General features: G+C 68.7%; 13 protein-coding genes and 1 riboswitch. Of the genes, 7 read left to right on the top strand and 6 right to left on the bottom strand.

Annotated elements, in window-relative coordinates; translation table 11 throughout:
* Nucleotides 1-284 precede the first annotated feature (284 nt).
* Entirely contained in the window at nt 285-542 is a 258-nt protein-coding gene (locus AC068D_RS21965; RefSeq protein WP_003953983.1) for a WhiB family transcriptional regulator, read from the top strand.
* Nucleotides 543-691: 149 nt separating this feature from the next.
* Here the strand turns inward: AC068D_RS21965 and AC068D_RS21960 are convergent, their stop codons facing one another.
* A complete protein-coding gene (locus AC068D_RS21960; RefSeq protein WP_478824806.1) occupies nt 692-2,185 on the bottom strand; it encodes a histidine kinase N-terminal domain-containing protein in 1,494 nt (497 codons plus the stop codon).
* A 494-nt stretch (nt 2,186-2,679) separates the two neighbouring features.
* Entirely contained in the window at nt 2,680-3,288 is a 609-nt protein-coding gene (locus AC068D_RS21955) for a sigma-70 family RNA polymerase sigma factor (protein WP_478824709.1), read from the bottom strand.
* Between the two features lie 75 nt (nt 3,289-3,363).
* On the opposite strand from AC068D_RS21955, the gene AC068D_RS21950 reads away from it, so the two are divergent.
* Nucleotides 3,364-4,191 (top strand): alpha/beta fold hydrolase, encoded by an 828-nt coding sequence (locus tag AC068D_RS21950; RefSeq protein ID WP_478824805.1) that lies wholly within the window; start codon nt 3,364-3,366, stop codon nt 4,189-4,191.
* Between the two features lie 139 nt (nt 4,192-4,330).
* The gene (nagB, locus tag AC068D_RS21945) at nt 4,331-5,116 is read left to right on the top strand and encodes a glucosamine-6-phosphate deaminase (RefSeq protein WP_478824804.1); all 786 of its coding nucleotides are present in this window, start codon (nt 4,331-4,333) and stop codon (nt 5,114-5,116) included.
* A gap of 705 nt (nt 5,117-5,821) precedes the next feature.
* On the opposite strand, the gene AC068D_RS21940 is transcribed toward nagB, so the two are convergent.
* From AC068D_RS21940 to AC068D_RS21925, 4 genes are all read right to left on the bottom strand, one after another.
* Complete coding sequence (locus tag AC068D_RS21940) at nt 5,822-7,345, bottom strand: glycoside hydrolase family 3 protein (protein WP_478824708.1); 1,524 nt, start codon at nt 7,343-7,345, stop codon at nt 5,822-5,824.
* 9 nt (nt 7,346-7,354) lie between these two features.
* Nucleotides 7,355-8,215, bottom strand: a complete 861-nt coding sequence (locus AC068D_RS21935) for a carbohydrate ABC transporter permease (protein ID WP_478824707.1) — start codon at nt 8,213-8,215, stop codon at nt 7,355-7,357.
* Nucleotides 8,212-9,216 carry a carbohydrate ABC transporter permease gene (locus AC068D_RS21930; protein WP_478824706.1) on the bottom strand — a complete coding sequence of 335 codons (1,005 nt, stop codon included), beginning with the start codon at nt 9,214-9,216 and terminating at the stop codon, nt 8,212-8,214. Before AC068D_RS21930 ends, AC068D_RS21935 begins: the two co-directional genes overlap by 4 nt.
* Before the next feature lie 76 nt (nt 9,217-9,292).
* Nucleotides 9,293-10,576: an extracellular solute-binding protein gene (locus AC068D_RS21925; RefSeq protein WP_478824705.1), complete on the bottom strand. Its 1,284-nt coding sequence runs from the start codon at nt 10,574-10,576 to the stop codon at nt 9,293-9,295.
* Nucleotides 10,577-10,869: 293 nt separating this feature from the next.
* Here AC068D_RS21925 and AC068D_RS21920 point away from each other — a divergent pair, with 293 nt between their 5' ends.
* The 4 genes from AC068D_RS21920 to AC068D_RS21905 all read left to right on the top strand — a co-directional run bounded on the left by AC068D_RS21920 (nt 10,870) and on the right by AC068D_RS21905 (nt 14,477).
* Nucleotides 10,870-11,637, top strand: a complete 768-nt coding sequence (locus AC068D_RS21920; RefSeq protein WP_478824803.1) for a GntR family transcriptional regulator — start codon at nt 10,870-10,872, stop codon at nt 11,635-11,637.
* 273 nt (nt 11,638-11,910) lie between these two features.
* Entirely contained in the window at nt 11,911-12,165 is a 255-nt protein-coding gene (locus AC068D_RS21915) for a DUF3311 domain-containing protein (protein WP_478824704.1), read from the top strand.
* Nucleotides 12,162-13,787: a monocarboxylate uptake permease MctP gene (gene mctP, locus AC068D_RS21910; protein ID WP_478824703.1), complete on the top strand. Its 1,626-nt coding sequence runs from the start codon at nt 12,162-12,164 to the stop codon at nt 13,785-13,787. Before AC068D_RS21915 ends, mctP begins: the two co-directional genes overlap by 4 nt.
* A 189-nt stretch (nt 13,788-13,976) precedes the next feature.
* Nucleotides 13,977-14,477, top strand: a complete 501-nt coding sequence (locus AC068D_RS21905) for a GNAT family N-acetyltransferase (RefSeq protein WP_478824702.1) — start codon at nt 13,977-13,979, stop codon at nt 14,475-14,477.
* A gap of 54 nt (nt 14,478-14,531) precedes the next feature.
* A riboswitch (cobalamin riboswitch) is annotated at nt 14,532-14,671 on the top strand.
* The last annotated feature ends 45 nt before the right edge of the window (nt 14,672-14,716 follow it).

Raw genomic sequence — 14,716 nt, 5'->3', positions numbered from 1 at the left:
ACGTTTAGGCGCGGATCCACCCCATGGAAGTACGGCTGTGATCTAGTCGACACCAAGGAATCAAAAAAAACTTTCCGGAAGGGGTTGTATCCGCAGCCGAGGTTTGCGAATCTCTACGTGGCGCTCGGGACGGCCCGCAGAACCGGCCTCCCGGAGCCAGAACCCCTCTCAAACTCGGACCGCAACCAGTCCAACTGGGCGTCGGCCCTTCCCTTGCGGGGGGATTCGTGAAAGCGTTCACATTCACAAGCACCCTGCATGTCATACCAAGAGAGGTAGCAGCCATGGACTGGCGTCACAACGCCGTTTGCCGCGAGGAAGACCCCGAGCTGTTCTTCCCCATCGGCAACACCGGTCCTGCGCTGCTGCAGATCGAGGAAGCCAAGGCCGTCTGCCGCCGCTGCCCCGTCATGGAGCAGTGCCTGCAGTGGGCGCTCGAGTCCGGCCAGGACTCCGGCGTCTGGGGTGGCCTCAGCGAGGACGAGCGCCGCGCCATGAAGCGTCGCGCCGCTCGCAACCGGGCGCGCAACGCGTCCGCCTGACGCCACCTGTTACGAGCCTGAGCCCGGCGGCGCGTACGGCGAGTACGCACTCACCGCCCCCGAGCCGCAGCGCGCAGCAGTAACCAGAAGCGTTCGAGCCCCGGACCGTACCCGATACGGTCCGGGGCTCGCTGCTGTGCCGGGCCGGCCTACTTCTGACCGCGCACCGGGATGTCGAGGACGACCCGGGTGCCGCGCTCCGGGGCAGGCTGCATGTCGAAGGAGCCTCCCAGCTCCCCCTCGACGAGCGTCCTGACGATTTGCAGACCGAGATTCCCGGCCCGCTGCGGATCGAAGCCCTCGGGCAGGCCCCGGCCGTCGTCCTGAACGGTGATCAGCAGACGCTCGTCGGCACCGCCCGCTTCCTCCCGCTGTGCCGGGGAGACCCTGATACGCATGGCCGAGACCTCGACCGTGCCGTGCTCGCCCGGCGCGAAGGCGTGCTCCAGGGCGTTCTGCAGGACCTCGGTGAGGACCATGGACAGCGGGGTGGCGACCTCGGCGTCGAGGATCCCGCAGCGGCCGGTGCGGCGGCACACGACCTTGCCGGGGGAGATCTCGGCGACCATCGCGACGACACGGTCGGCGATCTCGTCGAACTCGACCCGCTCGTCGAGGTTCTGGGAGAGCGTCTCATGGACGATGGCGATGGACCCCACCCGGCGGACCGCCTCGTTGAGCGCTTCGCGACCGCGTACGGAATCCATCCGGCGGGCCTGCAGCCGCAGCAGGGCGGCGACCGTCTGGAGGTTGTTCTTCACCCGGTGGTGGATCTCCCGGATGGTGGCATCCTTGGTGATCAACTCACGTTCGCGGCGGCGAAGTTCCGTGACATCACGGAGAAGCACGAGGGAGCCGATCCGGGGGCCCTTGGGCTTGAGCGGAATGGCCCGCAGCTGAATGACCCCGCCGTTCCCCTCGACCTCGGCCTCGCGCGGCGCATATCCGCTGGCAAGTTTGACCAGGGCTTCGTCGACCGGGCCGCGGGACGGGGCGAGTTCGGCGGTGATCTGGCCCAGATGCTGCCCCACCAGGTCGGCGGCAAGGCCGAGACGGTGGTAGGCGGACAGGGCGTTCGGGGACGCGTACTGCACGACACCGTCGGCGTCGAGACGGATCAGCCCATCCCCGGCGCGCGGCGAGGCGTCCATGTCGACCTGCTGCCCGGGGAAGGGGAACGCCCCGGCGGCGATCATCTGCGCCAGGTCCGATGCGGACTGCAGATAGGTGAGCTCGAGGCGGCTCGGGGTCCGCACGGTCAGCAGATTGGTGTTTCGGGCGATCACCCCGAGGACGCGCCCCTCACGACGGACGGGGATCGACTCGACCCGTACCGGCACCTCTTCGCGCCATTCCGGGTCGCCTTCGCGCACGATCCGCCCCTCGTCGAGGGCGGCGTCGAGAAGCGGGCGGCGTCCTCGCGGAACCAAATGGCCGACCATGTCGTCCTGATAGGAGGTGGGCCCGGTGTTCGGCCTCATCTGGGCCACGGAGACGTAGCGCGTGCCGTCGAGCGTGGGAACCCACAGGACGAGATCCGCGAAGGAGAGGTCGGAGAGCAGCTGCCACTCCGAGACCAGCAGATGCAGCCACTCGAGGTCGGACTCACTGAGGGCGGTGTGCTGGCGTACGAGGTCGTTCATGGAGGGCACGCTGTGAGCGTACCTTTGCGGTGAACCTGACGGGACGGGGCTCCGTGGTGGAGGATGGGCCCGGAACCGGCTGCGCGCATGGATGGACAGACGGAATGGTCTAGTCCAGAATGATGTTGACAGCAGTACCACCCGGGGGACGCCCCCGGACCACCGAATACCTCCACCCTCCCCGCACAGGAGGGTGGACCGAGGTACGCGATGCTCTCTGCCCTGACTGCGTCGCTGCCTCACCGGCCGCACGGGTCCGCACCCCGCCGGCCGAGCAACTCCGGGCTGCGGTGCCGGACGGGTTGAGGGTCCCGTCCCGGCGCCGCGGCCCGCGGGTGTTTTCCGGGCCGGAACCCGCTCTCGGGGCGAGAGCCTTCCTCGTCGGATCCCCCGTCGCCGCGAAGGACGCGGAGGAGCCCACCGCGCTCGTCGGGGCTGCACAGCCCTCGGCAGCGATCCGGCGAGCATCTCCGGGACCGGGCCACGGGCCAGGCTCAGGAGCCGCCCCTGAGCCGGTCGCGCTGGATCTGACGGCCCAGGGCGCGTCGCACGGACGCCGGGGCAGTGGCAGCGGCCTTCGATGGGGCGGGGACATCGAGATGACGGCTGATCTCGTCGTACGCCTCCCGACAACCGCCCGGCAGCTCTTCCCGATACAGCGTCAGGTCCTGTTCGACGAGGCGCCGCAGCTCGTCGACGTTCCGGGGCGTGAAGCGCTTCTTCCCCCGGGTCAGGGCGTTGACGTAACGCGTACAGCAGGCGGCGTCACAGAGGGTCTCGGAGAGTTCCTCGGCGAGGCCCCACAGGCGCCCTTCGAGCCAGGGCATGTCGCGCTGGTCGAGGGAGAGCTCCATCGGGGGCGGCGGGTCGCCCGCCCTGCACTTCTTGACCTGCTTGGACACGGCAGGCTGGCTCATCTCCGCGAGCTGCGCGATCTTGTCCTGGGTCCAGCCGAATCCGGCGAACAGCTTGATCATCTCGGTGCGCAGCTTCCGCATCTCCTCGCCCGCACGGATGACGTCGTTCATCTCGGCGAGCATCCGCCCGGCCTGCTCCTCGGTGAGCGTCCCGGGGTTCCGGTGTGTGTTCTCTTCGCCTGCCATAGCTCGGTTGTATACCCGAGCCCGGCCGTTATAACCCAGTTGTACAACCAGGTTATGACTGAGAGGGTTCCTCTCATGCCCTTCTTCCCCGCATCCGATGGAACCCGGCTCTCCTACCGCGCGACCGGAGACGGCGACCCGGTCGTCTGCCTCCCCGGCGGTCCCGCGGACTCCCGCTACCTCGGCAACCTCGGCGGTCTCTCCGCGCACCGCCGGCTGATCACCCTGGATCTCCGCGGCACCGGCCGGTCCGCGATTCCCGAAGACACTTCCTCCTACCGCTGCGATCGCCTGGTCGACGACGTCGAGGCACTGCGCGAACACCTCGGGCTCCGACGGATGGACCTGCTCGGCCACTCCGCCGGCGCGAACATCGCGACGCAGTACACAGCGCGACATCCGGAGAACGTGGGCAAGCTCGCCTTGATCGGCCCCGGCACAAGAGCCGTCGGCATGGCGATCACCGGGGAGATGCGGCGCGAGCTCGCACGGCTTCGCGCGAACGAGCCGTGGTTCCCGGCGGCGTTCGCCGCGCTGAAGGCGGTCACCGAGGGCACGGGCAGCGACTGGGAAGCCGTCTCCCCCTTCTTCTACGGCCGCTGGGACGCCCTGGCGCAGCAGCACCACGCGGCCGGCCGGCCGGACAACGAGGTTGCGGTCGCCCTCTTCGCGGCCCCGGGCGCCTTCGACCCGGAGGCCACTCGTGCGGCGCTCGCCGCCTGTGGGGCCCCCGTCCTGCTGCTCACCGGAGAGTACGACGTGAGCAGCCCTCCCCGGTCGGCGGCCGAGTTCGCGGGCCTGTTCCCCGACGCCACGCTCGTCGTACAGCCCGGTGCGGGCCACTACCCCTGGCTCGACGACGCCGACCGGTTCGTCGCGACCGCTGCGGCATTCCTGGGCTGAGGGCGCGCCGATGGCCGACCTCGGCGCCGCTTTCCGTGCCGCGACCGGTCAGGCCCGCGCCGCCACGCCATCACCTCGGCTCACCCGTTTCTGCTAGATTGGTCTATACCACTATCGTCGACCGATGGGCAGGCCCAGCGTGGAAGTTGTCATCGTCCCGGACGCCAAGGCTGGCGGAGAACTCATCGCCCAGGGCATCGCGGACCTGCTCCGACGCAAGCCCGATGCGCTGCTCGGGGTCGCCACCGGATCGACGCCGCTGCCTGTCTACGAGGCCCTCGCGGCGAAGGTGCGGGCGGGCGAGGTGGACGTGTCACGCACACGGATTGCGCAGCTGGACGAGTACGTGGGACTGCCCGCCGGGCACCCCGAGTCGTACCGCTCGGTCGTCCTGCGCGAGGTCGTCGAGCCGCTCGGGATGGACACGGACGCCTTCATGGGCCCGGACGGATCGGCGGACGACGTACAGGGGGCATGCACGGCCTACGACGCAGCGCTGGCCTCGGCCGGCGGAGTGGACCTGCAACTGCTCGGGATCGGAACGGACGGGCACATCGGGTTCAACGAGCCGTGCTCGTCCCTGGCCTCGCGCACACGGATCAAGACGCTGACGGAGCAGACGCGCGTGGACAACGCACGCTTCTTCGGCGGCGACATCGAGCAGGTGCCCCACCATGTGATCACGCAGGGTATCGGCACGATTCTGGAGGCACGGCACCTGGTCCTGCTCGCCACCGGCGAGGGCAAGGCCGAGGCCGTGGCCGCCAGCGTGGAGGGTCCGGTCGCCGCGGTGTGCCCCGCCTCCGCGCTGCAGCTGCATCCGCACGCGACGGTGGTCGTGGACGAGGCCGCGGCGGCGAGGCTCACCTTGGGGGACTACTTCCGGCACACCTATGCGAACAAGCCGCAGTGGCAGGGTCTGTAGCCCCTGCCACACGCCGGACGCCGACGCGCCGGACCGCCCGGCCTCGCTGTCGCCTCCCCGGTCGCCGCGAAGCCGGCGTGCGTCGCGGATGGCGGCCGAGCACCCCCTCACCGTCTGCGCTCCGCGGCACAGCCGCACCGGTCCGGCCGGCGAACAGCCGTGCGCCGGCGCGGGCGCAGAGCTCTGACTGCGTCCCGGCCCGGCCGTCCGCTGCCTGCACGCCTCGGGGGCGGGTGCCACGGCGGTGCCGGCCGAGTCGGCCCCACCTGCGGCGACGGCGAGTGCTCCCGACCCCACCGGGTCGGCGCTGAAGTCCATCGATCCACGGGCGTTGCAGTCCGCCGTGGAGCGTGCGGCGAAGAAGCTGGTGGTCCCCGGCGCCACGTCCTGGTCCGCACCCCGCAGGGGACCTTCCGGGCGACCGTCGGCACGTCCGAGCGGGGCAGGAGCGAACGGCCACCGCACAGGACCACTTCCGGATCGCCTCCAACACCAAGACCATGACCTCGGCGCTGATCAACCTCCTCGCCCAGGACGGCAGGCTGCGGTTGAGCGACCCGGTGTCCCGGAGGAAGGAGCCCACGCGGAGCGTGGGCGACCGACGACAACGCGGAGCGTGGGCGACCGACGACAACGCCGCGAGCGTGCGTGCCGGGCGCGCGAGCCCGGCACGATCCGAACGAGAGGCCCCAGGTCGGACAGGCCTTAGTGCAACGGCCGTCCGCAGATCACCTCGGCTGCGGCCACCCCGCACACCCGTGCCGCACCCAGCGTCGCCACATGGAGGGCGCCGCGTGGTGGGGCCTCGTCGAGGCCCATCTCGACCACGATCGTGTCGGGACGGGCGGCGAGGAGCGTGTCCAGGGCCTCGGTCATCCACTCGTGCCGATGGACGTCGCGGACGACCGCGACCAAGGGCCGGGAGCCGGCTTCCCGGAGGATGTCCCCGGCCGACGACGCGTCCGCGTAGGTGCCCGTGACCGTGCCCGGGAGCAGCCGGCCGATTTCCGCGGCGACGCCCCAGGGCGTCTCGTCACCGACGGCGATGTTCGCGACGGCGGTGAACGCGGCGACGTACGGCGCCGATGTCAGCGGTGCGTACGGCCGCTCCCCCGGCGTGACGCGCACAGCCCGCCGCGCCGCGACCAGACCGATCTCGGTGCCGGGCGCGGTCCCCTCCTGTGAAGCCGCGCCCGGCTCCGATGCCGCCCCCCTGGCCCCCCTGGTCCAGTCCGCGAGCGCGCGCACGCGCGCGGCCGCGTCGGCCAGTCGTTCCTCGGGCAGGTCGCCCTCGCGTACCGCGGCGACGAGAGCGTCCCGCAGCCGCAGCACAATGCCCTCGTCGGCCAGGCCACCGCCGACACAGATCGCGTCGGCACCGGCGGCGATCGCGAGGACACTGCCGCGCTCGATCCCGTACGTCGCAGCGATGGCCTGCATCTCCATGCCGTCCGTGACGATCAGGCCGTCGAAACCCAGCTCCTGGCGCAGCAGACCGGTGAGGATCTGCGGACTCAGGGTCGCCGGGTGATCGGGGTCGAGCGCGGGTAGCAGGATATGCGCGCTCATGACCGACTTGGAACCCGTTGCGATCGCCGATTGGAAAGGCAGCAGCTCACGGGCGCCCAACGTGGCCAAGTCCACATCGATCCGGGGCAGAGCGTGGTGCGAATCGACGGCGGTGTCACCATGTCCCGGGAAATGCTTGGTACATGCAGCCACTCCCGCGGACTGCAGTCCCTCGACATACGCGGCGGTGTGCCGGGCGACCAGACCCGGATCGGAGCCGAAGGACCGCACCCCGATGACCGGATTGTTCGGGTTTGAGTTGACATCGGCGGATGGGGCCCAGTTCAGATCGACCCCACAGGCGGCGAGCCGCCGCCCGAGCTCCGCCGCAACGGCGCGGGTCAGATCGATGTCGTCCACGGCACCGAGGGCATGGTTGCCGGGGAAGGAGGAGCCGGTGCGGACCTCCAGCCGGGTGACGTCCCCGCCCTCCTCGTCGACGGCGACGAGCACGTCGTCCCGCTCGGCCCGCAGCTGAGCGGTGAGTGAGGCGAGTTGTCCGGGCGAGGCGATGTTGCGGCCGAACAGGCCCACGGACGAGAGCCCCTCGCCGATACGGCGCAGCAGCCATTCGGGCGCGCTGGTACCGACGAAACCGGGCTGGAGAACAGCGAGCGCATCACGTGTGAGCGTGTCGATGCGGTGTGCAAGCGTCGTCATGGGGCGGCGTCATCCCTTCACTGCGCCGGCCGTCAGACCCGCGGCCATCTTGCGCTGAACGAGGAGGAAGAGGATCACGATGGGGACGGCCATCATGGTGGCGCCGGCCATCATCGGTGCGTATTCCGTGCCGTGCTTGGTGGTGAAGTTGCCGAGCCAGACGGTGGCGGTCTGATTCTGCTGGCTCATCAGCATCAGGGCGTACAGGTACTCGTTCCACGCCTGGATGAAGCCGTACACGGACGTCGCCACCATGCCCGGGGCGAGCAGCGGGAACACCACGCGCAGAAAGGCGCCGGTGCGGGTGCAGCCGTCCACCATCGCCGCTTCCTCCAGCTCCCGGGGGATGTTGACGATGAATCCGCGCAGGGTCCACACCGTGAAGGGGAGAATGAAGGTCAGGTACGTGATGATCAGACCGGTGAGCCTGTCGTACTGACCGAGGTCGTTCAGCAGCAGAAAGACCGGAATGATCATGGCAACCAGCGGCACCATCTGAACCGCCAGGATGCCGACGATCACGATCTTGCGGCCGCGGAAGGCGAAGCGGGAGATGGCGAGCGCGGCCAGCATGCCGACCACGATGCCGATCGCGACCACGACGAGGGAGACGACGAGGCTGCGCCACACCGGGCCCCAGAAGTCGGCGACGTCGAGCGCACGCGAGAAGTTCTCGAGGGTGAACGTCCGGGGGAAGAAGCGCGGGTCCGGGTCGATGGCGTCCTTGGCAGGCTTGAAGGCCGTGTTGAGCATCCAGTAGACCGGGAAGCCCGCGGTGACGAAGACCAGCAGGCCCAGCAGGTTCCAGCCCGTCCTGTTCTTTCCGGATCGGCCCGGACGGCGTGCGGCACCCTGAGTCACAGCGCTCACTCGACTTCTCCGATCTTGAGCATCTGACGCATGTAGACCGCGACCACGCCGAGCAGCAGGAGCACGGTCACCAGGGCGATGGCCGAGCCGCCGCCGTAGTCGTTGACGACGAAGGCCTTGTCGTACGAGTACGTCGTCAGCAGTTGGAACTCCGCCTCGGGATGTCCGTTGCGCATCACGAAGACCTGGGGGAAGACCCCCATGTCCCAGATCACGGACAGCGTCGTGAGCATCACGATGATCGGCTTGAGGATCGGCAGCGTGACGTAGCGGAAGACCCCCCAGGATCCGGCTCCGTCGAGGCGTGCGGCCTCCTCGAGCTCCTTGGGCACCTGGGTGAGTCCCGCGCCGAGGGTGATGACGACGAACGGCACGGCGCCCCAGACGACCAGCAGCATGATGACGGCAAGGCCCTGCGGTCCGTCGGCGAACCAGTTGTGCCCGGCCATGTCCACCCCGGGCAGCCTGCTGAACAGCCAGTTCAGCACGCCGTAGTCGGTGTCGAAGAGCCATTTGAAGATGGCGGTGGCGACAATGATGGGCATACCCCAACTTGCCACCAGCGCAATGTTCACCAGGGTCTTCACCCACCCGGACACGCGCTGCAGCAGCAGGGCGATCAGCATGCCGAGGACCATGGTGAGAACGACCGCGCCGCCGGCGAAGACCACCGTACGGACGACCACGGACCAGAACTCACCATCGCTGAGGATCTTGGTGAAGTTGTCGATGCCGACCGACTCCGGCTCCTGGAAGCCCCACAGTTGCGGCTGGCCGAACTTCTGGAAGGAGAGGGTGACCAGCCGGACCATCGGATATCCGAGCACCAGCAGCAGGACCAGCAGGCAGGGCGCGAGGAGCGCCCAGGGCAGACCCGCCCCGACGCCCGTGCGCCGCGGCTTTCCCGGCCCTCCGCCTCCCCGGCCTCCGGCCCCTGCACCCGGGACTGTCGACGGCCGCGTGGGCGGCACCTTGGCAGTGGTTGTCTCTGCGGCACTCATCGGGCGCTCCTCAGCGGTCCCTCTCCTCGCACGGGAGCAGGGCTCCGTCGGTGTCCGACGGAGCCCTGCCGGGAGGTCACTTGGTGTTGATGACCTTGTCGATCGCGGCATCCGCCGCCTTCGCGGCCTCCTCGACCGACTTCTTTCCGGTGCCGATCTCCTGCAGCATCGTCTTGAGGATCTGGGCCTTCTCGACCTGGCCCCAGCCCGGCGCCATGGGCACGAACCAGCTGGACTCGGCCGCAGTGGCCGGGACGGCCGTCTTCGGGTCGCTCTTCAGAGTCGCCAGGTCGGTCTTGTTGTTGGGGAGGTTGCCCTTGGCGAGCAGGCCCTTCTGGCCCTGGGCGCCGGTGAAGGCGTTGATCCACTCGGCCGCGACCGCCTGCGCCCTGGACTTGACCGGAATGGCGAGGTCGGAGCCACCCAGGAAGACGGGCATGTTCTTGCCGGACGGGCCGGGCATCACGAAGTTCTCGAGGTTGCCCTTGAGCTTGCCGGTCTTGTCGTTCTTCGGGTCCTCGGCGGTGGCGCCTTCCCAGGCCGCGCCGAAGATCATGCCGGCGTTGCCCTGGCCGTACACGATGTAACGGTCCGACTCGTCCTTGGTCTTGTCGGCCTTCATGTAGGCGTCGAGGACCTTCTTGTACTCGGTGAGCCCCTTGACCGACTCGGGCGAGGAGAGGCCCGCCTTCCACCGGCCGCCGTCCTTCACGGCGATGGCACCGCCCGCGTCGTACACGAAGGACATCGCGGCGTACCAGTCCGGCGAGGGCTGGTACCAGGCGCTGAACTTGCCGCCCTTCTTCTTCTGGATCTTGTCCAGGGCGGCGGTCAGCTCGGCGTATGTCTTCGGGGCGGCCTTCACACCGACCTCGGCCGCGACGTCCTTGCGCCAGTTGCCCACACGGCCGCCGGCGTAGTACGGGACGCCGTAGGTCTTGCCCTCGTACGTCACGGACTCCTCGAGGCCGTCCAGCCAGGTGTCGGACTGCTCGAACTGCTTCGGGTCGACCTCGGCGAAGGCGCCCTTGACCACGTATCCGAGCATCTCGGTGTTGCCCATCTCGACCACATCCGGGGCCTTGTCCGTGGCGAGGACGGCATCGAGCTTGGCATTCTTGTCCGGCCAGCCGTAGTACTCGTGCTTGATCTTGATGCCGGGGTGCTTCTTGACGACCGCGTCGTCGGCCGCCTTGACCAGCTCGGGCCAGTTGTTCTGGGCGTCGACCGTCAGCCAGACGGTGAGTTCCTTGGCGTCCGCCCCGCCCTTGTCCCCGCCCTTGTCGCTCTCGGAGCCGCACGCGGCAATGCCGACCATCATGCCTGCGACGCCGATCGCCGCGATGAGCTTGCGCTTCACGCCACCCTCCTCAGGATGCTGCAACCCCCCGCCCACCGCGAAGACATACGGAGACATACGCCGAGTACTGCTCGTGGGGCTGGGACCCGGTCTTTAATGGTTTAGACCAGTACTCGGGAGCTTGGCCTAGACCTTTAGGGGTGTCAAGGGTGTATAAGAAGGGCTGTCGCGTCCGTTATCGGACCGACACCTGAGGGAGGGCGACGACCCGCGACCGGACCGTGCCACCATGTGAGCCGTAACAGACGGAGGAGCCGGTGACGGCAGCAGCACACGAGTCGGGAAGGCAGGCCATGGCCACGGACGGGGGCGGCACGGAGGCCGAGAACGGGACGACGACCCGCACGGCCCGCGTGCCCAAGTACTACCGGCTCAAGAGGCATTTGCTCGACATGACGGAAACGCTGCCGCCCGGCACGCCCGTACCGCCCGAGCGCACGCTTGCCACCGAATTCGACACCTCGCGCACGACCGTGCGCCAGGCCCTGCAGGAGCTGGTCGTCGAGGGCCGGCTGGAACGCATCCAGGGCAAGGGCACGTTCGTCGCGAAGCCCAAGGTCTCGCAGGCGCTCCAGCTCACCTCGTACACCGAGGACATGAAGGCGCAGGGCCTCGAGCCCACCTCCCAGCTGCTGGACATCGGGTACGTCACGGCCGACGACACGCTCGCCGGGCTGCTGGACATCTCGCCGGGCGGACGCGTGCTGCGGATCGAGCGGCTGCGGCTGGCCAGTGGCGAGCCGATGGCGATCGAGACCACGCATCTGTCGGCCAAGCGCTTCCCCGCGCTTCGGAGGTCGCTGGTCAAGTACACCTCGCTCTACACGGCACTGGCGGAGGTGTACGACGTCCATCTCGCCGAGGCCGAGGAGACGATCGAGACCTCGCTGGCCACACCACGCGAAGCGGGACTGCTCGGCACCGACGTCGGCCTGCCGATGCTGATGCTGTCCCGCCACTCACTGGACAGGAACGGTGAGCCGGTGGAGTGGGTGCGCTCGGTGTACCGCGGCGACCGCTACAAGTTCGTGGCGAGGCTGCAACGACCCGAGGCGGACTGACGGCCGGGGGCCCGGGGGTCGCCCCCGGAACGAGGCGGACCGACGGCCGGTGCGGAGGTCCGGGCCGAGTCGCGGCACGAGCGGTACGGATGAGCCGCTCAGCGGTTGAAATAAGCCGTTGAGCGGTTGAATTCAGCCGCTCAACGGTCGAACCGACCGCTGGGCGATTGCCTCTTCCGTTATCCGGACCAGGGTTCCATCAAGCTGAACCGTCCCCTAGATTGCCTGCGCGTTACATCAGCGCAGCTGATCAGCGAGGGGACGGAGCCGCTCATGTCCGAAACACCCGCAGAGAGAAAACCCGCAGTCACCCCGCTACGGGTGGTGGTGGCCCTCTGCCTGATCGCGCCGTTCGCGGCGATGCTCTGGGTCGGTTCGTACGCGAAGACCGACCCGGCGTTCGCCGGTATCCCGTTCTTCTACTGGTACCAGATGCTCTGGGTCGTGATTTCGACCGCACTGACGATGGTCGCGTACAAGCTGTGGCAGCTTGACCAGCGCGCCCGCAAGGAAGGGGCGTCGCAGTGAAGGACGGCGTGAACGGCGTCGCACTCGCCGTATTCATCTTCTTCTTCCTGGCCGTCACGGTCATGGGCTTCCTGGCCTCGCGCTGGCGCAGGGCCGAGAACGAGAACAGCCTGGACGAATGGGGCCTGGGCGGGCGGTCGTTCGGCACCTGGGTGACCTGGTTCCTGCTCGGCGGCGACCTCTACACCGCCTACACCTTCGTCGCCGTACCCGCGGCGATCTACGCGGCGGGCGCTGCCGGTTTCTTCGCCGTGCCGTACACGATTCTCGTCTACCCGCTGATCTTCACCTTCCTGCCGCGGTTGTGGTCGGTGTCGCACAAGCACGGATATGTGACGACGTCGGACTTCGTCCGCGGACGCTTCGGCTCGAAGGGGCTGTCGCTGGCGGTCGCGCTCACCGGCATCCTCGCGACGATGCCGTACATCGCGCTGCAGCTCGTCGGCATCCAGGCTGTGCTGGACGTCATGGGCGTCGGCGGCGGTGAGAACACCCACTGGTTCATCAAGGATCTGCCGCTGCTGATCGCCTTCGGTGTGCTGGCGGCGTACACCTACTCGTCCGGTCTGCGGGCACCCGCGCTGATCGCCTTCGTCAAGGACACCCTGATCTATCTGGTGATCGCGGTCGCGATCATCTACATCCCCGTCAAGCTCGGCGGCTTCGACGACATCTTCACCAAGGCGGGCGACGCGTTCGCGCAGATCAACCCCGCGACCGACAAACCGCGGGGTGCGCTGGTGCCCGGGGAGCTGGGCCAGTGGGGTTACGCCACGCTGGCGCTCGGATCCGCGCTGGCCCTGTTCATGTATCCGCACTCGATCACCGCCACGCTGTCCTCGCGCAGCCGTGACGTGATCCGGCGCAACACCACCATCCTGCCGCTCTACTCGCTGATGCTGGGGCTGCTGGCGCTGCTCGGGTTCATGGCGATCGCGGCCGGAGTCAAGGTGACGAACGGTCAGCTCGCCATTCCGCAGCTGTTCGAGAACATGTTCCCCGACTGGTTCGCGGGGGTCGCGTTCGCGGCCATCGGCATCGGCGCGCTGGTACCGGCGGCGATCATGTCGATCGCGGCGGCGAACCTGTTCACGCGGAACATCTACAAGGACTTCCTGAAGCCGGACGCGACTCCGGAGCAGGAGACCAAGGTGTCGAAGCTGGTGTCGCTGCTGGTGAAGGTGGGTGCCCTGGCCTTCGTCCTGACGATGGACAAGACCGTCGCCATCAACTTCCAGCTGCTGGGCGGCATCTGGATCCTCCAGACCTTCCCGGCCCTCGTCGGCGGCCTGTTCACCCGGTGGTGCCACCGCTGGGCGCTGCTCGCGGGCTGGGCCGTCGGCATGATCTACGGCACAGTGGCGGCGTACGGCGTCGCAAGTCCGACGCAGAAGCACTTCGGAGGGTCATCGGCGGAGATACCGGGAATCGGGGAGATCGGCTACATCGGCCTGACGGCCTTCGTGCTCAACGCGGTGGTGACCGTCGTCCTCACCCTCGTGCTGCGCGCCGTGAAGGCCCCGGACGGTGTCGACGAGACGTCTCCGGGGGACTACACGGCGGACGCCGGGGACCCCGGGGTCGAACCCGAACTCCCGAAGGTGGGCGCAGTCACCCACTGACGCGTGTGTTTCCCGGCGCCGGCCGGCACGGGCCCCATGAGCCTGTGCCGGCCGGCGTTCGTGTCCGTCCGAAACGGCACCGCATTGTCCCCGCACCCCCTCCGCGGCCTTGGGAACATGGGGTGTTGAGGCAACCGGCCGGGGGAACGGCCTCGAGCCGCCCTCGTGCACATGGAGGAAACTTCGGATATGGACATCTTCGTCAGAAGGGCCGAACCCTCGGAGTACGAGGCCCTGGGGGAGCTCACGGCACGGGCCTATCTCGACGGCAGGCTGCTGGACTTCGGCGAGGAGGACCCGTACCTCGACCGTCTGAGGGACGTCGTCGCCCGGGCCCGACAGGCCGAGGTACTGGTCGCGGCGGACCGGGACGGCCGGGTGCTCGGCGGGGTGACCTTCGTTCTCGGCGGGGCGCCCTGGGCCGACATCGCCGAGGACGGGGAAACCGAGTTCAGGATGCTGGCGGTCGCCACGGAAGCGCGGGGGCGGGGCGCCGGGGAGGCACTCGTCAGGGCGTGCATCGAGCGGGCCAGGGACACCGAAGGCTGCCGGAGGCTCGTCCTGTCGACGCACCCCCGCATGCACGCCGCGCACCGCATCTACGAACGAATCGGCTTCGTCAGAACGCCCGAGCGGGACTGGTGTCCGCTGGCGGACGTGCCTCTGCTGGCCTACAGCCTGGAGCTCTGAGAACCGCGGCGACACAACATGTGGGGGGTGCCTCAAGCCACCGCCCCTACATGTATGCTCATGCTCGCTGTCGCCGCAGGGGAATCCGGTTCGAGTCCGGAACTGTCCCGCAACGGTGTGCCGGTGTGCCTTTGCGGTGTCGCACAGGGCATACACCTGCGAGTCCGAAGACCTGCCGACGGCGCACCCGGACCGTCCGGCCCGGGTGCCGACGACGTCCGGGCCTCGCGGAAACAGGT

Source organism: Streptomyces sp. NPDC043861 (assembly GCF_056435905.1).
The sequence above is the reverse complement of the archived record's forward strand: the minus strand, read 5'-3'. Positions and strand labels throughout refer to the sequence as shown.